We start from the raw sequence: 24,908 nt of genomic DNA, 5'->3' as shown, positions 1-24,908 counted from the left end.
TTGTGAGTAAGATGAAATACCGGGTAGTTCGTTTCAATTAAAACACAGGGCTGAAAAATAGTTGCCCGAAAAAATTAAAATTCAATGATTACTGAGCCTTTAATCATGGGACTCCATATCTCGAGGTCCGCTCCTGACGAGGATTCCATAGGATTCAGCAAATATTTTATGTGAGGTTCTGCCAGCAGGATCATCCGTTTAGTAATGCGGCAGCCAATAGAAATATCCGACTTCCAATACACAAGATTCCTTGCAAGGGGATCGGGGAGGTAATCGACACTTACCACTTTATTCATTCCGGCCTCATATCTGCCCGACTTTTCATCGGAACCCAGGTAAAGATCCCATTCAAAGCCTGATTGAATTCCCAGGGTAAACCGGCCTTTTTCCATGACCTGGTAACCCAGCATTAGAGGAATCCTAACCTTTCTGTATTGTTTCTGAATAAAGTATTCATCCTGTTTAACGGTGCTATCGAACACCTCTGTTTCCGACAGATGATAAGTTGGAAGGAGATGATACTGTTTCTGGTCCCAATTGAATGTGATGGAATCTAATTTCTTATAATTCCCCAGGTACTCATTTAACAGGATTTTGTTGTTCTTTTGGCCGTTTCTGATCAGGAAGGAAGCTCCCGACTGAACATAAAATTTACCATAATTCATTCGGCCTTCAATCCCTAATGTATGTACCAGGTTCTCATCATTTCTGTTGAGGTTCATTTCAATATTATACCTTAAATAAGGCGTAAAACCGAATGCTGGTCCTTTGGGTACTGACGGACTGGATGAACCAGGCGGAGAGGGCTGATTATTGCCTTCGTTCTTATCTTCCGGCATTTGAGAAGGTTGATCCTGAGGACTGTCATTTTCTGAAGAAGACTTTACTTCAGCTTTATCAGGAGCGTTGGAAGATGCTGGTTCGGTAATTACTGACAGAGGTTCTTTTAGAGAAACTATCTCTGTGTTTGGATTTGGCAATCCGTTAATTGCTAAGGTTTCGGTATTTTTTTGAGAATTCGTGGAATGAACTGGTTGAGCCGGACTATCTACCTCCTCCCATTTCGGTTTCCTTGTATTTACATCCATTGAATTATTCCGGGACTTGGTTTTATCGGTATTTATACTGGCGATAGACTGCTGGTCCTGATTTTGAGCAGTATTGACTTGTTTATTTTCGGTAGATGATTTTTTTATTATAGTTTCAGGCTGGATTGCAACAGGGGTTTGGGTTGCAGCTATTTCTTCCTTTGCAGTAACACCTGGAGCTGTTTCCTGCTTTTGTAAGAAAAGGAAGTATAGAACAACGGCTACACCAATGAATCCTGCGATCAGGAATATATTGAGCCAGGGCCACCGGGGGGTGCCTTTAATGATGCCTCCAACAGAAGCTTCCTCCAGGAAATGGCTTCGTGATGCGTTGGAGGGAGCCACGGGATGATCGTTCAGGGCTTCCCTGAAGAGATCATCAATAGGATGGGTTTCCCTTTTCATTGGGTAATTATTTGTTTGTTCAAAATTTCAGTTACTTTCTTTTTAAGCATTGTCCTTGCCTTGAAAAGCTGGGTTTTTGAGGTGCTTTCCGAACAATTCAACACTTCTGCAATTTCTTTATGTGAGTATTCTTCAAATACATACATGTTGAAAACCATGCGGTAACCTGCAGGTAATTCACAGATCATCTGCATGAGCTTCTCTTTCCCGATGGTTGCTGCTACAGAGATCAGTGATTCTTCCGCATCCTCATCCTCAGCCTCTGAAGCAGTGGCATCCGGTTCAATCCATTTTTGGTGACGTGACCTATCCCGAATAAAATTCAAAGCTGTATTCACCGTAATCTTTTTCAACCAACCTTCGAAGGAGTTATTCGGCCGTTCGGTGAATTTATCGATGCCGGATAGTATTTTGATCAGGGAATCATGAAGCACATCCTCTGCATCATGGCGATTGCCACAATACCTGATGCTCAGACCCAACAATACAGGAGCGAACCTGTCATGAAGCTCTTCCAAAGCCCGACGGTCTCTCTTTTTAACTCCTTGTATCAAAGCGGATTCTGACAACATGAAACAGGTATGCTATGGATTAAACACGCAAAACCGGAAAAGTTGCCCAGACTGAAAAGAAAATATCTAAATTTTCTCACTTTTCATCTTGACAAGTTCATGGATAAAAATACAATAATTTAAAGTCGAAAGGTTTCAGCTACTCCACACTGAGCACCAATCCTTTAAGATACTCGCCCTCCTGATGAAAAATGTTAATGGGATGATCGGGCGGTTGAGAAAGCTGGTGCAGAACTCTCACTTTACGTCCGGCATCAATAGCAGCAGCAGTAACCGCGGAGAAAAACATCTGCCGGTCCACTACCTGGGAGCAGGAGAAAGTAAAAAGGATACCTCCAGGGGCTATCTTCTTAAAAGCCAAAGCATTTATGGAGCGGTACCCGGATAAAGCTTTTTTCCTGGCATCCATAGTTTTAGCATAAGCCGGAGGGTCAAGGATGATCAGGTTGTAAGCCCCTTCTTCCATTTGTTGCAGATATTCTTTGGCATCAGCCACAATTGCCTGATGCTGTTTCTTTTTGAAACCATTGATTTCCATGTTTTTTTCTGCCAGTTCGATAGCAGGACGGGAGCTATCAACGGTATGCACAGATTTTGCCCCACCTGCTGCGGCATATACCGAAAAACCACCTGTATAGCCAAACATATTCAGGACATTAGCTTTTGCAGCATATCGGCTGATCATCTCACGGTTATCCCTTTGGTCGAGGAAGAACCCGGTTTTTTGTCCGGAAGCCGGATGAATCAGGAACTTATGTCCATTTTCCAAAACTTCAAATTCTTCTCCTTCACCTAAAAGAAATCCATCTTCTACCCTGAAACCTGTCATTTTTTTCAGAGATTCAGAACTCTTATCAAAGATGGCCTTCAGATTTCCTCCATAAATTTTTGTTAATGCTTTTGCAAAACTCTCCCGAAGTTGATACATCCCCACAGAATGGGCTTGCAGCACAGCAAGGTCCCCATAAATATCAATGATGAGTCCCGGCATCGAATCACCTTCATTATGAACCAGACGGTATGCTGTGGTGTTTGTATTGGCAGTTAATCCCGATTTTTCCCGGGCTTTAAAAGCTGACAGCAATTTAGACTTCCAGAATGCATCATTGATTTCTTCCTGTTTAAAAGAAAACAACTTTATTGCAATTGAACCTGATAAGAGGTACCCGGTGGCCAGGTATTTCTGATCGGAGGAAAACACTTCAACGATATCACCCTCGCGGTAATCCCCTTTAATTTCCTGGATAGCTCCGGAGAAGACCCATGGATGAAATCTTCTGACCGGTTCATCTTTCCCTTTATTCAATATTACTCGTGTATAGGTTGTCATTCCGAATTATTTAATGAATTGGCAAAGGTAGTTATACTGCTTCAGGATTTTCCATGAGATTCTTATTAAATACACAGGCAAACAATAAGTTAAATTGTATGTATATATGTTTAGGAGCAGACTAATATTCTGTGACAATTAATTTTACCTTTGTACGTTATTTTGAAAACCTAAAATCAAGCTATGAAAAAGATCCTATTCCTGCTGCTTGTTCCGGTAATGGTACTAACCATGAGCTGTAACAAGCAAAAAGCTGAAATCGAAAGACTGAAAGCAAAGAACGACAGCCTCATGGCTATTGGATTTGCAAAGGATACCACTGTGATGTCCTATGTACGTGCTTTTAACGAGATTCAATCCAATCTCGACTCTATTAAATTGAAAGAAAACATTATCAGCCAGAATACTCAAGGTGGCACAGAACTCCAGGCCAATGCCAAAGACCAGGTAACCAGTGACATCAATGCTATATACCAACTCCTCCAGAAAAACCGCGCGCTGGTTGCACAACTCAAGTCAAAGCTCAAGAAATCAGATGTTCGTATCGTTGAGCTTGAAAAAATGATTGAATCTCTTAATAAACAGATTGAAGATAAGGATGTTGAAATTTCAACCCTGAAAGATCAACTGGCAAAGCTGAATATAAAGGTTGAAGGTCTCAGCAGCCAGGTTAGCAATCTGAATCAGACTGTTGATAACCTGAGTTCCGAAAACATGAACAAACAGCAAACCATTGCTGAGAAGACAGCAGAATTAAATACCGCCTATTATGTAGTTGGAACTACCAAAGAACTAAAAGCTAAGAACATCATCACCAAAGAAGGTGGTTTCATTGGCTTGGGTAAAAGTAAAACCGTGAAATCCGATTTCGATAAAACCTATTTCACAAAGATTGATATCACTAAATTCAAAGGACTTCCAGTTTTCAAGAAGAAAGCTACTTTATTGACCACTCATCCAGCCGGATCATTTAGTCTTGTTGGAAAGAAAGCTGTAGATAGTTTAGTAGTTAAAAACTATACTGATTTCTGGAGTGCATCCAAATACCTTGTTATCATTGCTGAATAAGCTCCAGACGAATTGAATTATTCAAAAAGCCGGTTAATCCGGCTTTTTTTATGTCCAACCTTGATCAGGTATTAACCATTCACTTGTTTTCAGCACCAGTTCGTTGGGCTCGGCAAATGGAACGCGGACAAAACGGATCATCACGCGGATTTAAACGGATTTACTTGTGCCTATTTGTGAAGGATTTGTGTCATTTTTGTTCTATTATTTACCTTCTGGCACTCACCTCCCTTTCGGGGCACTCAGCACACGGCACTCAGCACTCAGAGCCAAAGGCTCCCCTTCGGGGCACCTGGCAAACGACTCTTATCTATTGGCTCGGCAATGAACGCGACAAACCGGTCGCGACGACTGCTGTTGGATTTGTGTCATTTGTGTTCACTTAATTGCCACTCGACTACTGCCCGTAGTCCAGAGAATTGGCTCCCCTGCACGATTCCCGGCACTCACAAATTTGCACTTTGCATTTTTCACTTTGCATTTTCACTTTGGCACTTTGGCACTTTGGCACCTTGGCACCCCTTCTAGCTATTTTTTCCCGGCAATAGAATCGGCTTTCATCAGGTCAAAATTAACCTCCTTAATCACATTTCCTGCCGTATCATAGAATCGCCATTTGCCAGTCTTTTCATCATTGGCATAAACACTTTCAATATATTTCTTCCCATTTTCATGATATACCATACCCGGTCCATTTCTCTTCCCATCCAGATAACTTCCTTCACTCCAGACTTTCCCATTTTCATACCAGGCAGTCCAGGTGCCGGAACGTTTCTCCCCTGAATAGGAACCTTCCATTTTCCTGTTCTTATTTTCATAGAACACTACTTCCTTCACCAGCTGATCTTTACCATCCACCTTTTCATAGTATTTTATCACCTTAGGGTTTCCGTTTTTATAGGTAGATTCAATCACTTTCCTGGGGCCGCAAGCCATGAAAGTGATCAGGAGTAATATGCCAAGGGAATACTTTTTCATCTTCAGAATGTATTATCTGTTAAATGTAACTCTTTGACCCTTAATTTCTTCATTGAAAATTCCTTCTTTATAAACAAGGTTGCCATTGACAAATGTATGGGTAATTTTTGAATGAAAGGTTTCCCCTTCGAATGCGGACCATCCGCATTTCGAAAATATATTGGACTTATCTACCGTGAATGTACTTTCTAAATCAATGAGAACCAAATCTGCATGATAGCCCGGTCGGATAAATCCCCGTTTTTCGATTCCATAGCATATAGCCGGAGCATGACACATTTTTTCCACCATCATTTCAAGGCTTATTTTGCCTCTTTTCACCAGTTCAAGCATGATCATCAGTGAATGCTGCACTAACGGAGTGCCGGATGGGGCCTTTGAATAAGGGTTCTTTTTCTCACTCAACAGATGCGGAGCATGGTCAGTAGCAACAATATCCACTTTCCCCCCGATCAGCCCGCGCAATAATCCTTCCTGGTCCTTTTTTGATTTTATGGCAGGATTCACTTTGATCAGGGTTCCTAATCTTTCATAGTCCTCATCCGAAAACCATAAATAGTGCACACATACTTCTGAGGTGATCCTTTTACTTTGAAGTGGAGTAAGTTTATCCAGTAAATCCAGTTCAGCTTCTGTAGACAAATGTGTAATATGCAGACGGGTACCATATTTCTTTGCAAGTCCTATCGCCAGTTCTGTAGACCTGTAGCAGGCTTCCTGATTTCGAATCCAGGAATGTTTCTCTACAGGGATGTCATCTCCATAAATCTCCTGCATCTGTTTAGTGTTGTTCCGGATAATCTTTTCATCCTCGCAATGGGCAGCAACCGGGACAGGTGAATACTGAAATATCTTTTCAATGCTTTCCATCCTGTCAACCAGCATATTTCCAGTGGAAGCGCCAAAGAACAATTTCACACCACATACATTTTTAGGATCTGCTTTCAGGATTTCATCCAGGTTATCATTGGATGCCCCAAGGAAGAAGGAATAATTAGCCAGCGATTTTCCGGCGGCTAATCTATATTTATCTTCCAGGAATTCCAGGGTAGTTGTTTGAGGCTGGGTGTTTGGCATTTCGAAGAATGTGGTTGTCCCACCAGCCACTGCAGCTCTTGATTCTGTTTCAAGGTCGGCTTTATGTGTGAGTCCCGGTTCCCGGAAATGAACATGACAATCAATAACTCCGGGTATCAGTAATTTACCGCCGGCATCAATTACTTCGGCATCCGGGGGAAAGGCATCCTTTGCAATTCCAACCTGGACAATTAAACCATTTTCAATAAGGATTGCCCCTTCGAATATCTTATTCTCGTTTAGAATCCGGGCATTTGAAATTACCGTTGTTTTCATACTTAGCGATTATCAGGACAAAGATAAAACGTTGCCTTAACAATTGCCAAACTGCATGAAGAAGGGGAAAAGAAATATTGAGGATTATAAGACTATCAAACCCTGGGGCTTATTCTTTTAAACCTGAGGCTGATCACTCCGAAAAAGGCTTCTTTAAAAATCTTAGAGCTCATTTTCGAGGTACCTTCTGTGCGATCAGTAAAAATGATGGGCACTTCGATGATTTTAAACCCCAGTTTCCAGGTGGTATATTTCATTTCAATCTGGAAGGCATAACCCATAAATCGAATTTTATCCAGATCAATGGTATTGAGTACTTTCCGACGATAGCATTTGAATCCTGCTGTAGTATCCTTCACAGGCAACCCGGTAATGAAATCAACATAGATGGAGGCCCCATAGGACATCAGCACCCTTCCAAGTGGCCAGTTGACAACATTAACCCCTTTAATATAGCGTGAGCCTATCGCCAGGTCGGCACCTTCCGTAGCGCAAGCATTATAGAGCCTTATAAGGTCTTCAGGGTTATGTGAAAAATCGCAATCCATTTCAAAAATGTACTCATAATTCCGTTCCAAAGCCCATTTGAAACCTGCAATATAGGCAGTACCTAAACCAAGTTTCCCTTTTCTTTCAAGCATGAATAAACGTCCTTCATAATCAGGAAGCATGGAACGGATAATGTCCCCGGTACCGTCAGGTGAATTATCTTCAACAATCAGCAGGTGAAAATCTCTGGATAGAGAAAACACCTTCTGGATCATTTTCCGGATGTTCTCTTTTTCGTTGTAGGTTGGGATGATAACAAGGCTATCAGACACAGGGACAGATTTTGAGGAGCGAAAATAGGAAATATTTATTCATGATTGAACATTCAATGCGGAACCTATTCCACATTAACGGCTTTCCTATGATAGACTTGTGTGGTGCTGAAATTTATTTTTCCTTAACAAGGATAACATATACAGGTAAATGGTCGCTATATCCTGCAGTGTAAGCGCCTCCGGCAAATGTACGCAGAGGGTATCCGGCATATTGGCCATCCTTCTGGATCAGGAATGGTTTATTAAAGACCCTGGTTTTGTAAAGTTTCCAGCTATCGGTCTTTTCCCTGACCAGTGGTTCCGACAAGATAATCTGATCAAAAAGGTTCCATGAATCCTTGTATGCAAGGGATCCGATTCCATCTTTAAACATCTTCCACATCGGATTAAACAATCCACCGGGTTTCACCTTATTAAGCCTTCCTTCAGCACCCAGAATAGTAGAAACTGATGGATCTACAGGATCATCATTAAGGTCACCCATGATGAGTATCATTGCGTTTTTATTCCTTTGATATAATGAATCAGCGATTTCCCTGGATGCAGCAGCAGCAGCTAACCGGTAAGGTTCATCATTACCTCTCGAAGGCCAGTGATTCACTAGTACACTAATCGTATCATTGTCAATCAATCCGGTTACGACCAGTTGATCCCTTGTTTTGAAATCAGGTTGTCCAGGCATAACCATGCGAACTGATGCAGCATGAATCAATTCGAAATCCTTCTTTTTGTATAATAATCCTACATCAACCCCTCTCCGATCCGGTGAATCAAAATGAGCCACCACATATCCTGAATTTTTGAGTGCATCGGTTTTTATCAGGTCTTCAAGAACACCCCGGTTTTCGACTTCTGATAACCCGATAAGCGTAGGCCCGCCTTTTAAAACTTCTTCCCCTATCTGATTGATTACATAGGACATATGCGATAGTTTCTCCTGGTATCGATCCCATGTCCATAAATTGCCACCGGCAGGAGTATATTCAACATCATTTGTGGAAGGATCATCGATGGTATCAAAGAGATTCTCCACATTATAAAATGCGATACAGATAGCTTTGGCTTGTTTCTGGGAATAGGCTGAAAAGATATTCATCACAACCAAGATGAAAATCAGGATAAAAGTGCGAACAACGGACATAGTATTTGGGATGAGTTACTGTAAGAAAAAACAAATGTAGAGGTTTTTTAGGAAGGGAAAATCGGATGCTAATAAAACCTAATTTAACGGTTGTAAAAATCAGCAATTAATTCGATTAAAAAGGTGTGGTAAATGATATTTTTTGTTCTTTTGCACTCCCTCATCAAAAAGGCTCAAATCAATTACTTATAAACCCAACAACAGGTCTAATCAAACCTTTATGAAATTTCTTTTCTCTTTATTAATTGCCACTCTTATCCTGAGTTCTCCTGCATGGTCGCAGGTTAGTCTATCAGGAGTGGTTACAGATGCATTATCCGGCACTGCTGTCGCCCAGGCCAAGGTGGAAGCTGCCTCCAAGGTTGTTTATACAGGCTCGGAAGGTCAGTTTAAAATCAATGATGTCCAGAAAGGGGTTTATACCCTTCTGATTACCATTGACGGATATGAAAGGCTATCAATGGAAGTTGATGCCAGCAAGGGTTCAGCTGATCTTGGAAAGATACAGCTAAAACCTAGTCTAACACATGCTGAATCCGGCATGACTGAAATCACACTGAGTGGTGAAAGTGATGACAAGGATCAGGCTGTTTCCGGCTTGTTGCACTCAACAGGTGATGTTTTCACGAGTGTATCTTCCTACACCTTTAGTTCTATGTTCTTCAGGTCCCGGGGTTATGACTCGGAGTATGATAACGTTTATATTGAAGGAGTTCCGGTTAATGACGGAGAATCCGGAAGAGCTGTTTACGGTGAATGGGGTGGCTTGAACGATGCCTTCAGGAATCGTGAATATCTGAACGGGATTGAACCTGGTAAGTTCTCCATTGGCTCACTTGGTGGTGCTACCAATTTCATAACCCGGGCTTCCAAACAACGTAAGCAAACCAAGTTATCCTACGCCTTGTCAAACAGGACCTATACCAACAGGCTCATGCTGACTTATTCGACAGGGTTGATGGAAAATAACTGGGCATTCACTTTCACCGGATCAAAAAGATGGGGAAATGAAGGGTTTATCGAAGGTACTTTTTATGATGGATATGCTTATTTCCTTGGTGCTGAAAAGAAGATCAATTCAAACCATAGTATTGCCCTGACTGCCTATGCCTCTCCTACCCGCCGGGGAATGAGTTCGGCTTCAGTGCAGGAAGTATATGACCTTGTTGACAATAATTATTACAATTCAAACTGGGGGTACCAGAATGGTGAAAAAAGGAATGCCCGGGTAAGGCAAAACAATGAACCTATGATCATTCTCAGTCATTACTGGAAGCTTGCAGAAAAAACAACACTTACCAATTCAGTAGCCTATACCTTTGGGACAACCGGAACCACTTCACTGAACTGGTTCAACGCCAGGGATCCAAGACCAGATTATTACAGGTATCTTCCAAATTACCAGGTGGATTACAAAATTCCGGTCGATCCCATTATCAGTGGTGCTATTGCCGACGACTGGCTTACCAATGTTAATACCCGTCAGCTGAACTGGGATGCCCTCTACCAGGCCAATTACCTGGCTAATTTAGAGGATAAACAGGCTTTATATATTGTAGAAAACAACGTTAATCAAACCAATCAGTGGAATATCAGTAGCCGGTTGAACCATGCTACCGGTGAAAACAGCAATCTTAGCGGCGGTGTTGAAATTTCACACTATAAAGGCACCCATTATAAAGAAATGGATGACATGCTTGGCGGCACTTTTTGGGTAGATATTGATCAGTTCTCACAAAGAGATTTCAAAGCTGATACCGTTAAACTCCAGAATGACCTGAATAATCCGAACCGTGTTATCTATGAAGGTGACAAATTCGGCTACAACTATGAGCTTCTTTCCAATAACCTTAAACTTTGGGTGCTTGAACAATTCACTTTCCCAAAATATGATGTTTACATTGGTGGATCTGTTTCCGGCAACCAGTATTGGAGATACGGTAACATGAAGAATGGCCGTGACCCTGAGAATTCCTATCAGAAATCTTCAGTCAATTCGAGTATTAACTATACCTTCAAGGTTGGTGGCACATACAAGATCAGTGGAAGGCATTATATCACTGCTAATGCTGCCTATATCAATCGTCCTCCCCTTCTCAGGGATGCCTATATTTCTCCAAGAACTTCCGCAAAACTTACCCCTGGGATGACTGATTTCAATATTATGTCAGGAGACATTTCCTATGTGGTAAGATATCCCAACTTTAATGGTCGTATCACAGTTTATGAAACGATGTTTAAGGGATACAGTGAACTATTGCGTTTTTATGATGATGACCTGAAGACATTTGTAAATATGTCACTCACCAATGAAAACAAGGTTCACCAGGGCATTGAATTCGGTGCAGAAGTGAAGGTGCACAGCACATTAAAGGTTGTAGGTGTTCTGGCTTTCGGTAATTACAGGTATACCAATCGTCCAACAGGCACCCGTTCCTATGATAATGGTTCGCTCCCCGATACAACCGAAACTATTTATATCAAGAATTTTTATGTGGGAGGAAGTCCACAGATTGCCAGTAGCCTGGGTTTAAGGTTTAATAAGAATTACTGGTTCGTTGATGTGAATGCAAATTATTATGATAAGATCTGGCTGGATTTCAATCCGCAACGCCGCACTCCAAAAGCAATCGCTATGCTGGGCCCCGGTGATGCCAAGATTGATGTGATTACGGAACAAACACAGTTGGATGGTGGATTAACACTTGATGCATCTATTGGAAAATCGATTCGCATTAACACTTATTTCATCAACATCAACTTCAGTGTGAGCAATATCCTTAACAACCAGGATCTTATCAGCGGAGGATATGAACAGAACCGAATTGATTTCAATACAACCGGTACACAAGTTGATAATCCAAATAAATTCCCGCCCAAATTCTACTATGCATTTGGACGTACCTACTTCGTCAACGTAGGTTTCAGGTTCTAATCAGATCATACATTTCAATCAGTCAAACCAATTTTAATCGATAATATAGTTAACCATGAATAAAAGAAAGATTTTAAGCGCTTTGTTCTTCTTGTCAGCAATCGCTTTCTCATTTACTGCTTGTGTTAAAGGTGAATTTGATGAACCCCCCATCAATATCCCAAAAGTTAATTTCAAAGCTAATTCAACCATAGCAGAATTACTGATCAGCCACCCGGGCACACTTGATTCCATTAATGACACAATTATCATTTCCGGTATCGTAACTGCCAATGATGAATCCGGTAACCTTTATAAGAAGATCGTTATCCAGGATGAGACCGCAGGGATAGAAATAGATGTAGACCAGACCTCACTTTATGCTGACTACAGAATTGGACAACGTGTTTTTGTGAAGTGTTTCGGAATGTACATTGGGAAGTATAATGAACTTCCACAATTGGGGTATATTTATCAAAATAAGATAGGAAGACTTCCTGCTACATTGATGAAAAACCATTTATTCCTAGATAGTCTTCCCGGAAATGCACCGGTTCCACTTGTTGTTGACGCAACAGATCTCGACATCAGTATGGTGAACAAGCTGGTGAGGCTTGAGAATGTTGCTTTTACCGATGCCGGTGACACCTGGGCTCCTACAGATGGATATGGTGAACATGGTTTAGAAGGTGGTCCTGATGCTGATGTTTTCATTGTACGCACCAGCAATTTTGCCAATTTCGCCAGTCTTTCAGTACCTTCCGGAAGCGGCACCATACAGGGCATCCTCAGTGTTTTTGGCTCAACATACCAACTCACCATTCGCGACACCAATGACATTATCGGGTTTAAGAACACCCAGACTTTCTTCTCAGAAACCTTTGGTGCAAGCTTAGGCGGATTCACTACCATTAGCCTTGTTGGTACCCAGGCATGGAAATATGATGCCAGCTATGGTGCTACAATGTCAGGATTCGCTACAGGCGCAAGCCATCAGAATGAAGACTGGCTTATTTCACCTGCTATCAACCTCACTGCTGCTCCAACGGCTATGTTAAAATTCTCACATGCCATCAATAAAGGCAATGTGGCCAATGTTTCCACTAATCATACTGTTTGGATCTCTAAAAACTATTCAGCTGGTGAACCTTCAACTGCTACCTGGGAACAACTTACCGTTCCTACTTATCCGGCAGGAAACAGCTGGACTTTCATAAACTCAGGTGATGTAATTATCCCATCAGCTTATTTAGGTCAGGCCAATGTGAGAATTGCTTTCAAATATCTGTGTTCTGATACTGAATCAGCAACCTGGGAAGTGAAGAACATTAAGGTTACTGAATAAGGAAAAAACTGAATCATTCTAATAGAGGCTGTCTCAAAAGTTTTGAGACAGCCTCCTTTTTTTAAATTATCTAGTATGTTTTTATTCAAACATAAAAATATCAGGAGGTGGATGCATCCTTTTACAAGGTTAAATTCCAGAGCTATCCTGAATTAATTTTTGAAAGTTGTAGTGGATAAATAAATATATACATCTTGTAACCCCAGCCTTTAGGCTGGGGACATGCTGCTCAACAAAAACCGTGGCCTTTAGGCCTGACCGATTGGTTTGAAGTTGAGCAGAAAAATTGTTTCCTTTTTGTTCTTGCAATATTCATTGAAACAATACCCGAAATTTCATTCAAGAACAACAACCATTAAGAAGGTAAATGTATTCATAACAGGTTGATTAATTCCTTTCATTCCATAAGTCAGGCCTAAAGGCCGCTTTTACTTGGTATTGACAAACCCCAGCCTGAAGGCTGGGGTTACAAGATTGAATCAGTGTTAATCCTGAATCCATATGTGTAAGCAGTTGACCGAAAAGAAGATGAAAAATTTAAAATTAAAGAGGCCAACTTGAATTTGAGACAGTCTGTTAGTTTTTGAATAAGCCGAACTCTATACCGGCTGTAAGCCTGGGCAATTCAGGAAACCCGGAAGAAGCTATGAATAGGTCACTTAACCGATACCTGGCTGAAATAGCTAAACGATTGATTCCGATCCTGGCAAGTACACCGTAGGAGTAGTTCTCCATGTATGAAAGCCTTGAGGTGCTTACCCTTACCATTTCATCATTCTCATTTTTATTGGTGGTTTTGTGAGCTGTTTTCCAATTCAGGCTTCCATACGCCCCCAAATCAAGGTAATTCCCAATAACATTACCTCTTCTACCTACATTAATGCGGAAATATAACGCTGGCGTAAGGCTGTTTACCTGGAATTTCTCCTTTTTATTGATTGCAGAATCAGGAACGGATTTACCTTCCTTCTGCTTAATCCGGTAGCCAGCCCAATTCACTGAAAGGTCCATCCCCATCGCAAATGTATTATTTAATCGACGTTTGTACCTGATTCCATAATCAACAACCATGGATGAAAAAGGCTGGGTATAATTTAATTCTTCATTCGTATAAGTTGGAAACGAAATCCCAAGGTATTGATGGCTAAACTTCTTCAGATTAGGCCCTTTTGTTGGCCGTAGGGTGTCTGATTTCACATCTTTGCTGAAGACGACTTCCTGGGCAGTTAAAGTGCAGGATATAATTACCAGGCAGAGTAATATCAATTGTTTCATAAAATATCTTGTTTCATCTGTAATTAATTCCGGAAATTCGGGAGGATAGTTTGTTAAACTTACCATGAGAACTCCCATCTATTTATTATTATTTGCAGGATCGCTGCACTATTAATCGTTGGAATGTTAAGAATTATAGTTTAATGGAAGCTGTATGCCCGGCAAAATGGACCACTAAGGTCTCCCCTTCCAGGTATTCACTTCGGTCAATAACCAGTACTTCTTCCTCCGTAACATCAACCACATAATAGGAATCAATAACACCTTTAGCATTGGTAATGTTATAATAAAGATTAGAACGAAGTATTGAACCATCTGACCACTTATCGTATTGCCATTCCTGGGAAGGAATTAGCTTATTGTTAACCATCACCTTGACAGAATCTTCAGACTCAACGAAGGTAAACGTTGGTTCAGGTGGCAACACCTGCTTCCCCGTAAAATAACCTGCCTGAGGCATACCAAAACCATGAGCATAGTCGAAATAAGGGTATAGGTTCCCGGATTTTTCAATTAAATGGAAAAGCTCCATACAAGGTGTTTCTTTCCAGAGTTGAAGCACACATGCTGCAAATCCTGCAACCAATGGGGAAGCAAAGGAAGTACCGGTGCTATTGGAGAAACCAGACTCTCCGGAAACAATGACATGGCCAAAAGCACTGACATTAGGCTTCAATCTTTTATCAGCAGAGGGCCCATACGAACTGAAAGAAGTATGATATCCGGTTTCAGGGTCAATACCTCCGATTGCCAGAACGCTATCAGCATCAGCAGGTGTACCGATGGTTCCCCAGTCGTTGGTTCCTTCATTACCAGCTGCATTCACCACGAGTATTCCTTTCCTTGCCGCCATATTTGCCGCTTTTGAGATATAACTTGTTTTTCCATCCATATCCCAGGGGAAATATCTTTTTTGGGTATATCCCAGGGAGCTATTGATAATATCAGCCCCGTTTTTATCGGCCCATTCAGCGGCTGCCATCCAGTGAAGCTCTTCCGAGAAAGGCTCACGATCCACCTCAGTTTTTGCCAGCAGGAATTCAGCACCTGTGGCCAAACCCATCCTGATATCCCCAACCTGCCCGGCGATACATGACCAAACATGAGCTCCATGGCTTTTCCCCCAGAAAACATCCTCCCCTTTCCTCTTTGAAAAATCGCGGGTTGCAATGACTCTGCCTTCACGGAATATTTTCTCGAAAGCGGGATTTTCCTTTACTCCGGGAAATCCAACATCAAAAATGGCTATCCTTACCCCTTTCCCATCAATGCCTGCTTCGGAAAATTTGTCGCCTTGAAGGCTTTTAAGTTGCCACGACAACAAAGATGCATCCTCTTCATCAAGAATTGTATCATAATCAACCGATGAGGCAAGAAGTGTCTGCATATAAGGTAACATCTCAACAGAACTTACAAATGGAAGTTGACGGATCACCTCTGCTTGAATTTCATTCGCCCCCACAACCACCGCATTGAACCACCTGCTTGTGAAAACCAGGGTAGAAACTCCCTGCTGAACCGTTTCAATATAATTTTCATTTACCGGCCAGTCGGTGCGGTCATTAATCGGTACTCCATTCCTGATTCGACGCTCAATGGCTTTGCTATCAAAATATTCATATGGATTGAAGCCAGTGTCAGACTTGTCGCGGAAACTTACCCAGTAAAAATTCTGTGCCTGGGTAAACGTTGGTATCAATAGAATTAGGAGGAGAAAAACCTGGATAGTTATTTTTCGCATTGGAAAATCTGATTTTGAATCAATGAATACTTTATGTTGATGTTGAAAACACAAAGCTATAAATAATATTTAGCTAGTTTGTATAAAACAAAAAAGCTGAACTCCAGGTTGGAGTCCAGCTCGTTGTTGCTCTTCCGGTAACAACTGCAAAGTCTTACTTCTTAATGAACATCTTCCTGCCCTGGATTACACCTTTTTCCATCCATTCAATAATATAAACCCCGGAAGATAGCAAGCTGGTTTCGCCCATCACAAATGATTCAATTCCAGATGCCAGGGACTTCTTAATCAGTACTTTTCCTGATAAATCAAGTACACTCAGGGTTGAACTTCCATCAAGTACATTTAATCCTTCGATAGTGATAGCACCTTCGGTAGGATTTGGGAAAACATTGAGGCTTCTTTTTGATTCCATTTCAGTATATCCAACGCAGGCATCAACCTCCACCGTAAAAGTCTGTGACAAACCATCACAACCTGCGGCATTGGTTTCAGTGACAATTACAGTGCCGGCACCTGCTGTTCCCCATAAAATATTAACCTGTGGAGTTCCGGAGCCTGAAACAACTGTACCTCCAGTTACCTGCCAGTTATAGGAACTCCCCGGATTGGCAGTGGTTTCGTAGGGTAAAGTCCAACCGATACAGGCAGTTTCTAATCCTGTAACTTGTGGAATAGTAGCCGCACCTATTTCAATTTCGAGGGATTCTGATTCAGTTCCTTCTCCGCAGCTATTTTCAGCATGGACAGACAATGTTGCTATTCCTGTATAATCCTCACTCCAATCAATTTCTGCTTGCATTCCGTTGCTTAACACAGTTCCGGCTTCAGCTGGAATCATAGTCCAAACATATAAATCGCTGGGGGATCCTCCTTCAGTTGAATAAAGGGAATTCAGATTATTACAAGCCTTGGTCGGTCCTAAAGGCTGTGTCAGCTGAACAGGCGCAGATAGCATTGATACAAAGATCTGGCCTGCCATTGATTGGATGCAGAAGGCAGTATTTGCTTTTACAGTATAAAATCCCTGGGTGGAAATATTGTTCCATTCCAGACTGGCACCGGTTCCTGGCAGGATGTTCGCCGTAGGGGCATTATCAAGATATAATTCATAATCAACTCCCGTTTCTGAGCCGGATAAAGTGATGCTTGCAGTTCCTCCTTCACAATACACACCGGTTCCATTGATCATATATGTATTGGGCATATGGTTAACAGTCGCATTCAGAGGCACTGACCAGCTGCTGGTTCCACATTGGTTGGTAGCATTTGCCTTCAAAGTAAAAGACCCAGTCCAGCTGGTTGCGGCAGTAAAAGTTGCCGTATTGGCCGAAGGTGTTAGAAAACCTGCTGTTGAAGGCTCCAGTGACCATGCATAAGAGTTGGCGGTAGCAACCGGATCAACAGAATATTGATACGTTTGAAGGTTGCAAGTGGTAGAAGATCCTGCAGGAGTGGAGGGTGACAGCGGAATGGTGATTACCTCGATAAGGTTTTCAAGGAATAAGGTATCGGAATACTCACTGTTGTATACGATGAGCTGTACATCAAAAATACCCGGCATTGAATAGGTAATTAAAGGATTTTCGAGAGTAGATGTAGCTGGAGACCCTCCTTCAAAAGTCCATTGAAAGGAAAGTCCTTCCCCCATGGAAGAGCTGGTAAACTGCACCTGGTTTCCGCTACAGATCAGATCTGAAGAAGGTGAAAAACTGGCCAGCACACCAGGTGACATGATCCTGGCAATGGAGTATTTCTGATTAGAAAACTCGTTGATAGCTGCATTTCCTGATACCAGTATTTTTGAATCAGGTTGTATGGCAAGACCATAACCAAAATCATCATTACCCAGTCCGGTGAGGTCGAGGGTATACATACCTGTTGTATTGAAGGAGACATCAGGCGATCCATCACTCATCACACGCACTACAAAATAATCCTTATCCATGTTCACAGCAGCCTCACCAGCAGCAACATACCGTCCATCCGACAGCCTGGTTATACTCCTGAGTACATTGTAAGAGGTGGATAAGGCAAAAGTGGCTATTCCATCCCCATCAAACGTAACATCAGGAACTCCGTCAGCAGTAAGCCTTACAATAGCCCCTTTGGAAATACTCCCTGCGCTCGCATCAATTCCATCACCCACCAGGAGTATCTTCCCATCAGGATCCACTGACATTCCCCATACTTCATCTGCAACATTCTGTCCGAAAATATCGACAGTAACTTTCCCATCCCCACTGAAGGAATTGTCATAGGAGCCATCAGGTAATAGCCGGAGGGCAAAAAAGTTAGCAGGAAGACCTGCATAGCCTCCGATAATTATCTTACCATTGGAAAGAACATGGATACCATAAGCAAAGTCCCAGTTCCCACTAACATCGAGGAGCATCTTCCCATCGCCTGAAAAGGAGGGATCAAGCACTCCGGCAGGCGATAATTTGATGACAGCAACATCATTTGTGAAAGGCGTTCCTCCAGTACGTGTTGAACCACAGGCATATACATTGCCTGAAGCATCAGTTGTAATGGCATAGGCAGCATCCGGTGAGCCGCCACCAAACAGATCCACCCAAACTTTCCCACCTGTTCCAAATGAAGGGTCAAGATTTCCATTACCCAGTAACTTACAGATCAGCATATCATCGCCGGTTCCTGCACCATCCTGGGTAAAACCATTGATATACATGCTCCCGTCACTTTGAAGGACGATTTCAGGCTCAAATCCACCATTATAACCCAGTGTGCCAAGATCCACCTTACTGATTCCACCAACTCCAAAAGTTGGATCAAACGCTCCATCCGGAAGGAGCCGACAAACACCCAGTTTTGTCAATCCACCCAGCCCACCATCAAAAGTAGCCCCTGTCATAATAATCTTACCATCAGGCTGAAGGGTGATATTATCTCCATAATTGAGAACATTGGAACCCAGGGAGAATACCTTCCTTCCGGTACCATTGAAGGTACTATCCGGGAATGCCGGAACCTGGGCCCAAATGGCAAAAACCAGGCAATTCAAAATTAAAATAATAAGTAGTTTTTTCATGTTATTAACATTAAGAAGTTAGTTTTCTAGACTGAATCGGTTCGATTTATTCCATTGATAACCTGGTCACTATCAAGACCTGGTTCTTTACCAGGCTTGCGGCCAGAATTGCTTTTCTGCTCAATATATAGCAGCAGCTTATTCAAAGCTTCCTTCTCCTCCCTCAATTGCTGAAGGAGAACATCCAGGTCTTCCGCTGAATGGTTAGAATCAGTTACCGTTTTTTTATTCATCTGAACATTTGGAATAGATGTTCAAAAATATAATCAATGCTAACAGAAATATCTAAAACAAGGGTAACAAAAGGTTAACATCTAGAAAAATAAATATATTATTAAAAAAATAATCAATCTATTATGCTGATTAATAGCTCTTTAATTAAAAACAAATTTAAACCTGAAATTTCTAGATAGAATCAAGGAAACTAATAAGATTATCTTCCTGGATCAATCCCAGCTTTTTTCTGAGTCGGGATCTGGCTATTTTTATACTCTCCGGAGATTGGAATGTTATGGCAGAAATATCTTTTGATGTCATATTTAACCTGAGAAAAGCAGCTAATTTTTTCTCATTGGGTGAGAGGTCAGGAAACCGGGCATTTAGTCTGTTATAAAAATCCTGATGTACATCCTGGAATCTGAGTTCAAATTCCTTCCATACTTTATCATTCGTATTGGAATGTAAATCACGGATTAATTGATCCAAAATTTGAACTTCTGTTTCAGGCCATTGTTTGCGATAGGAAGCCAGTTTTTGAGCAAGATCGGTGATATATTCATTCTTCTGGACAAGATACATAACATTGGTTGCCAACTCTTTACTCTTTGATTCAAGTTCAAGTTGCAATTTTTCCTTTTCCAGCCTTAAATTCCGGCTTTCAAGATCGAGTTGATCCCTGCGCAGTTGTGCATTCTGAGTTTTTGATCGCTGATTAAGCAGAAAAAGGCCCAGGATGATGAATAAAAGGAAGAAAAGCGCAGCCAACAAAAGGTAGAACAGTTTTTTTTGCTTTTGCTCTTTCAGGGCTTCCTGCTGAATGCTCTCCTGTTGTTTGATCTGCTTATCAAATTCATATTGAATAGCAAACTTACTTAGGTTTGTAACACTTTCACTATTAAAAATACTATCAGCTAATTTCCCGTTGAGTTGCTGCATCAGGAATGCATCCTTAAAGTTGCCAGTTTTAACATACACCTTTGTGAGAAAATCTGTTGCCAGCTGAACAGATCTCATCGCTCCACACTCAGTACCTATAGAGATCGCTTTTTTAAACCAGAAAACGGCTTCATCTTCATTTCCAATAATCATATAATACTCACCAATGTTATTATAGACAGTTACGGCACCTTTACTGGATCCCAGGGCTTCCCATATTGCCTTCGACTGCATAAAAAGTGGAAGAATCTTATCCAGTTCCCCTCTTTCCTTCAGGATGAGTCCATTATTCGATAACAACCCTGCCATTGTGGAACTATCCTTAACGATTCGATTGAGCTTTTCCACCTTCTTAAAAAACTCTTCTGATTTATTAAACTGGTTCATTTGCAAATACAGAGATCCCGTATTATAAAGAATTATCATTTCAACATGATTGCTAAAAGAACCAGGAATGCTACGATTGGTTTCATTTATAAGTGATAATGATTTTTCAAAATACTTCAAAGCCAACTCCTTCATTTTCAGATCGAAGTAGCAGGCTCCAATTCCACTATAGAGGTGGACCTGAAGCGACTCTAATCGTCCTCTTTCAGGATAGACTTTGGAATCTTCAATAGATTGAAGCGATTTGAAAAAGTAATCCAGTGCAAGTACAGAATTCCCGGCAGAATAATATGCATTAGCCAAAGCGGACAGTGACTTAGCGATCAATGTATCATTCTCAATCAGCAATGAGGACTGGTAAGCAAGGTTGGCATATACCAGCGATGAATCCGGGGAGCCTCTCTGGGCCATTTTTATATTCCTGACAATGGATAGAACAGGGTCTTCACCACCTCTCACAAATAAAGAAAGGACAATCAGGCTGATAGTTAAAAGCCAGATCCTCAATAAGCCTCTATGGTGAATATCTTTATTAGTAATTTTCATCAAACCAGTAAAAAGAAGAGAATGAAAGACCTAATTGAGTTGTTCTGTCTGATAATCCATCAAGGTATTAAATATACAAAAAAGATCAAATCTTCCTCAACCGGTCGAGTCCACTACTGACATTCAAAACACTGCTGAATATCAATGCCAGTTTCTGATGGGTTTCTTTCATTTTACAATCCCGAGGATTAGCCTGGACATAACGCAGAACTGCAGTAAAAACATCAGACTGGTAATAAGGTGATTCCTGATTGGAAACAAAATAGCCGGTCATGATACCATTTTTCAACACAAGTTTTTCCATTCCGAGTTCCTTGGCTAAACGACGTAACCGGATGGCATTGAATAATTCCTGGGTTTCTGCAGGTACAGGGCCAAAGCGGTCGATGATGCGATCCTGGAAAGCCAGCAGGGCATCTTCATTCTCGGTATTGTCGAGTTCTTTGTACAAACTTAATCGTTCAGTGATATTGGCTATATAATCATCGGGAATCAATATCTCAAGGTCGGTTTCAATCTGGCATTCTCTTACAAAGTCCTTTTGTTGCTCAGCCGGATAGAGATCACTGAAATCAGAAATCTTCAACTCATGAATGGCTTCATCCAGGATTTTCTGATACATTTCGAAACCAATTTCAGTAATAAAGCCACTTTGTTCTGCTCCCAGGATATTCCCTGCACCCCTGATATCGAGATCTCTCATGGCAATATTGAAACCACTGCCTATCTCAGAGAATTCCTCAATTGCTTTAAGGCGTTTCCGGGCTTCATCAGTCAGCACACTCATAGGTGGAGCCAACAAATAGCAGAAAGCCTTACGGTTGGAACGGCCAACCCTCCCTCTAAGCTGGTGAAGGTCACTCAATCCATAATGATGAGCATCGTTGATGATGATTGTGTTAGCATTAGGAATATCCAATCCTGATTCTACAATGGTAGTTGAAACCAGAACATCAAAATCGCCTTCAATAAATCCCAGCATTACCTTCTCCAATTTATGACCGTCCATTTGTCCATGGCCAATAGCTATCCTGGCATCGGGCACAATCCTCTGAACCAGTCCGGCAATTTCGATGATGTTCTGAATCCGGTTGTTTACAAAAAACACCTGCCCGCCCCTGGAGAGTTCATACATCACAGCATCTCTTATAATCTCTTCATTAAAGGCATGCAACTCTGTCTGAACGGGATACCTGTTGGGTGGAGGAGTATTGATAATACTTAGGTCACGGGCACCCATCAGTGAGAACTGAAGAGTACGGGGAATTGGTGTAGCAGTTAGTGTAAGCGTATCAACATTGACTTTGATCTGTTTGAGTTTTTCTTTTGCAGCTACACCAAACTTCTGTTCTTCATCTACGATCATCAACCCCAGGTCTTTAAACTTAATATCCGCGCTCAGCAACCGGTGAGTTCCAATCAGGATATCAATTTTCCCGGCTTCAAGGTCCTTCAGTGTTGCCTTTTGTTCCTGCGGCGACTTGAACCTGTTTATATAATCGACGCGGCAAGGGAATTCCTTCAGCCTGTCGCGAAATGTCTTATAATGCTGAACAGCCAGGATGGTTGTGGGAACCAACAATGCCACCTGTTTACTGTCGGTCACAGCTTTAAAGGCTGCACGTACTGCAATCTCAGTCTTACCGAAACCCACATCCCCGCATATTAACCGATCCATAGGATGCAGAGCCTCCATATCACGTTTCACGTCAACCGTTGACTTTACCTGATCAGGTGTATCTTCATAAATAAAGGAAGCTTCGAGTTCATGCTGAAGATAGGTGTCAGGAGTAAAAGCAAAACCTTCCGCTGATCGCCGTTGCGCATATAGCTTGATCAGATCCTTGGCAATATCTTTGACTCTTGCCTTGGTTTTGGCTTTTAATTTATTCCAGGCATTGGAACCTAACCTGTCCAAAGAAGGGGTATAACCTTCTTTCCCTGAATATTTTGATATCCGGTGAAGGGAATGGATGCTCACATAGAGCAAGTCATCATGCGAATAAATAATCCTTATCGCTTCCTGCCAGCGTCCGTTATTATTGATCTTTTCAAGTCCATCATACCTTCCAACCCCACGATCGATATGTGTTACATAATCACCCGGTTTCAGGTCATACAATTCTTTAAGGGTTAATGCCTGCTTCCCGCTAAAACTCTCTGCCAGGTGAAACTTATGGTATCTTTCGAAAATCTGGTGATCGGTGTAACAGGCGATCTTCCTGTCGTTATCCACAAAGCCCTCATGAAGCGAAAGGTGTATAACTGCAACATCCAGATCTTCCTGGTTGTCACGGTTTTTAACCAGGTCATCAAGAATGGTATAGATTCGTTCTACCTGCTTTGGACTGTCTGCCAGGATCCTGTTTTTAATTCCCCTGGATGCGTTATCCATAAGGTTGGCCAGCAGAAGATCGAAATTTTTATTAAAGGAAGGTTGGGGACTGGTATGATATTCGAGTTCAAGTGTGGCTTGGAACATCGAATGCTTCCCAAATTCTATGATCGGAAACCCGGTGAGTACCTTTTGAAAAGCATCTTTCCCAATGAATAACTCATCAGGCTCCAGGTGAGCCATCTCCCCGGTAAGTGCTTCAAATGCCTTCTGAGCTTTGGCATATTCAAGGTCAAGCCGGTCCAGGGTAAAAGCGGTGTCATATAACCAGATAATAGTCCCTTGTGGTAAGAATTCCGGGAACGACTCCCTTTTTTCTTGTAGTTGGCGATCCTGAACATTAGGGACAATGGTGATATGATCCAGTTTGTCGATGGATAGCTGGTTGGCAGGGTCAAAGCTTCGGATGGAATCTACCAGGTCGCCTGCAAATTCAATGCGGTATGGATAATCGTTAGTATAGGAAAAGACATCAATGATTCCTCCACGCAGAGCAACTTGTCCGGGCTCAGCAACAAAATCCACCCTGTCAAACCCATACTGGTCCAATAGGTCATACATGAAATCAAGGTCAACGGTTTCACCTCGCTTTAGTTTCATTGTTGCCTTTTCGAGGTATTTCCTGGTGACTACCTTTTCTGATAAGGCTTCAGGATAGGTAACAATGAGTGTTTTGGTGGAACGTGTGCTCAGTCGCTTAAGAACCTCAGTTCTCATCAGTACATTGCTGTTGTCAGTCTTCTCAACTTCATAGGGCCTCCTGTAAGAAGTGGGGAATAACAGAACCTGCTTCTTATGAAAACTGAATTCAGATTCCCCAAGAAGGTTTTCCAGGTCATTGCAGAAATAGACGGCCGACTCTTTATCTGCAAGGATGACCAAGTGGACGACAGGAATTTTCGAAAATACTGCAGCAGAAAAAAGTGAAGCAGAAGATCCGACAAAGCCTGACAATCTGATCCTTGGCAATCCCCTTTCAGTTTTTGCATCAGGATTTAGAGCCTGTTCTATCAGACCGAGGGACGGATCCTTGAAATAAAGCTCCAGTAAATCCTTTCCACCTAAATTCTCTGTCGACTTGGGGCGCCCGGGTATATGATCATTTTCATTGTTCATGCAAAGCAACTTAAGCCGCCAACAAGGATTTTCCTGATGGCGGCTGATTTCTGGCAGCAAAAATACGATTTCATTGAGGATTCAGTGGATTAATTCTTTATAACATCCGGAAGCACATTCTCCCACATGGTTTTGCAAATGTCTGAAATTTAAAAAAGGTGAAAATGTTGTAAAAAAGATATACATCCTATGGGTTCAAACTATCCATTTTGTTCTTAATTTT

General features: G+C 41.8%; 16 protein-coding genes. 3 read left to right on the top strand and 13 right to left on the bottom strand.

Annotation, left to right across the window (positions count from 1 at the left end):
• Positions 1–74 precede the first annotated feature (74 nt).
• The 3 genes from IPH84_15720 to IPH84_15710 all read right to left on the bottom strand — a co-directional run bounded on the left by IPH84_15720 (position 75) and on the right by IPH84_15710 (position 3,395).
• Positions 75–1,493, bottom strand: a complete 1,419-nt coding sequence (locus IPH84_15720; protein ID MBK7174635.1) for a hypothetical protein — start codon at positions 1,491–1,493, stop codon at positions 75–77.
• Positions 1,490–2,065 carry an RNA polymerase sigma factor gene (locus IPH84_15715; GenBank protein ID MBK7174634.1) on the bottom strand — a complete coding sequence of 192 codons (576 nt, stop codon included), beginning with the start codon at positions 2,063–2,065 and terminating at the stop codon, positions 1,490–1,492. The genes IPH84_15720 and IPH84_15715 overlap by 4 nt, the downstream gene beginning before the upstream one ends.
• 139 nt (positions 2,066–2,204) lie before the next feature.
• A complete protein-coding gene (locus IPH84_15710; protein MBK7174633.1) occupies positions 2,205–3,395 on the bottom strand; it encodes a class I SAM-dependent rRNA methyltransferase in 1,191 nt (396 codons plus the stop codon).
• 183 nt (positions 3,396–3,578) lie between these two features.
• Here IPH84_15710 and IPH84_15705 point away from each other — a divergent pair, with 183 nt between their 5' ends.
• The gene (locus IPH84_15705; GenBank protein ID MBK7174632.1) at positions 3,579–4,463 is read left to right on the top strand and encodes a hypothetical protein; all 885 of its coding nucleotides are present in this window, start codon (positions 3,579–3,581) and stop codon (positions 4,461–4,463) included.
• A gap of 528 nt (positions 4,464–4,991) precedes the next feature.
• Here IPH84_15705 and IPH84_15700 read toward each other — a convergent pair.
• The 4 genes from IPH84_15700 to IPH84_15685 all read right to left on the bottom strand — a co-directional run bounded on the left by IPH84_15700 (position 4,992) and on the right by IPH84_15685 (position 8,714).
• On the bottom strand, positions 4,992–5,441 hold the full coding sequence (locus IPH84_15700; GenBank protein MBK7174631.1) for a hypothetical protein: 450 nt from the start codon (positions 5,439–5,441) through the stop codon (positions 4,992–4,994).
• Between the two features lie 12 nt (positions 5,442–5,453).
• On the bottom strand, positions 5,454–6,794 hold the full coding sequence (locus IPH84_15695; protein ID MBK7174630.1) for a dihydroorotase: 1,341 nt from the start codon (positions 6,792–6,794) through the stop codon (positions 5,454–5,456).
• Between the two features lie 95 nt (positions 6,795–6,889).
• A complete protein-coding gene (locus IPH84_15690; GenBank protein ID MBK7174629.1) occupies positions 6,890–7,615 on the bottom strand; it encodes a polyprenol monophosphomannose synthase in 726 nt (241 codons plus the stop codon).
• A gap of 115 nt (positions 7,616–7,730) precedes the next feature.
• Entirely contained in the window at positions 7,731–8,714 is a 984-nt protein-coding gene (locus IPH84_15685; GenBank protein MBK7174628.1) for an endonuclease/exonuclease/phosphatase family protein, read from the bottom strand.
• 265 nt (positions 8,715–8,979) lie between these two features.
• Between IPH84_15685 and IPH84_15680 the strand changes: the two genes are divergently transcribed.
• Both IPH84_15680 and IPH84_15675 read left to right on the top strand, forming a co-directional pair.
• Positions 8,980–11,694: a carboxypeptidase regulatory-like domain-containing protein gene (locus IPH84_15680; protein MBK7174627.1), complete on the top strand. Its 2,715-nt coding sequence runs from the start codon at positions 8,980–8,982 to the stop codon at positions 11,692–11,694.
• Between the two features lie 55 nt (positions 11,695–11,749).
• A complete protein-coding gene (locus IPH84_15675) occupies positions 11,750–13,018 on the top strand; it encodes a choice-of-anchor J domain-containing protein (protein ID MBK7174626.1) in 1,269 nt (422 codons plus the stop codon).
• A 576-nt stretch (positions 13,019–13,594) separates the two neighbouring features.
• Here the strand turns inward: IPH84_15675 and IPH84_15670 are convergent.
• From IPH84_15670 to mfd, 6 genes are all read right to left on the bottom strand, one after another.
• Complete coding sequence (locus tag IPH84_15670) at positions 13,595–14,293, bottom strand: outer membrane beta-barrel protein (GenBank protein MBK7174625.1); 699 nt, start codon at positions 14,291–14,293, stop codon at positions 13,595–13,597.
• 133 nt (positions 14,294–14,426) lie between these two features.
• Positions 14,427–16,034 (bottom strand): S8 family serine peptidase, encoded by a 1,608-nt coding sequence (locus IPH84_15665; protein ID MBK7174624.1) that lies wholly within the window; start codon positions 16,032–16,034, stop codon positions 14,427–14,429.
• A gap of 154 nt (positions 16,035–16,188) precedes the next feature.
• Positions 16,189–19,086, bottom strand: coding sequence for a PKD domain-containing protein (locus tag IPH84_15660; protein ID MBK7174623.1), 2,898 nt, complete (start codon positions 19,084–19,086; stop codon positions 16,189–16,191).
• 26 nt (positions 19,087–19,112) lie between these two features.
• Positions 19,113–19,319: a hypothetical protein gene (locus IPH84_15655; GenBank protein ID MBK7174622.1), complete on the bottom strand. Its 207-nt coding sequence runs from the start codon at positions 19,317–19,319 to the stop codon at positions 19,113–19,115.
• Between the two features lie 172 nt (positions 19,320–19,491).
• Entirely contained in the window at positions 19,492–21,174 is a 1,683-nt protein-coding gene (locus IPH84_15650; protein ID MBK7174621.1) for a tetratricopeptide repeat protein, read from the bottom strand.
• Between the two features lie 85 nt (positions 21,175–21,259).
• Entirely contained in the window at positions 21,260–24,685 is a 3,426-nt protein-coding gene (gene mfd, locus IPH84_15645) for a transcription-repair coupling factor (protein MBK7174620.1), read from the bottom strand.
• Between the last annotated feature and the right edge of the window lie 223 nt (positions 24,686–24,908).

The sequence above is a fragment of the Bacteroidales bacterium genome, from assembly GCA_016707785.1.
GTDB lineage: Bacteria > Bacteroidota > Bacteroidia > Bacteroidales > UBA4417 > UBA4417.
This window is presented reverse-complemented; position numbering and strand designations above follow the sequence as displayed.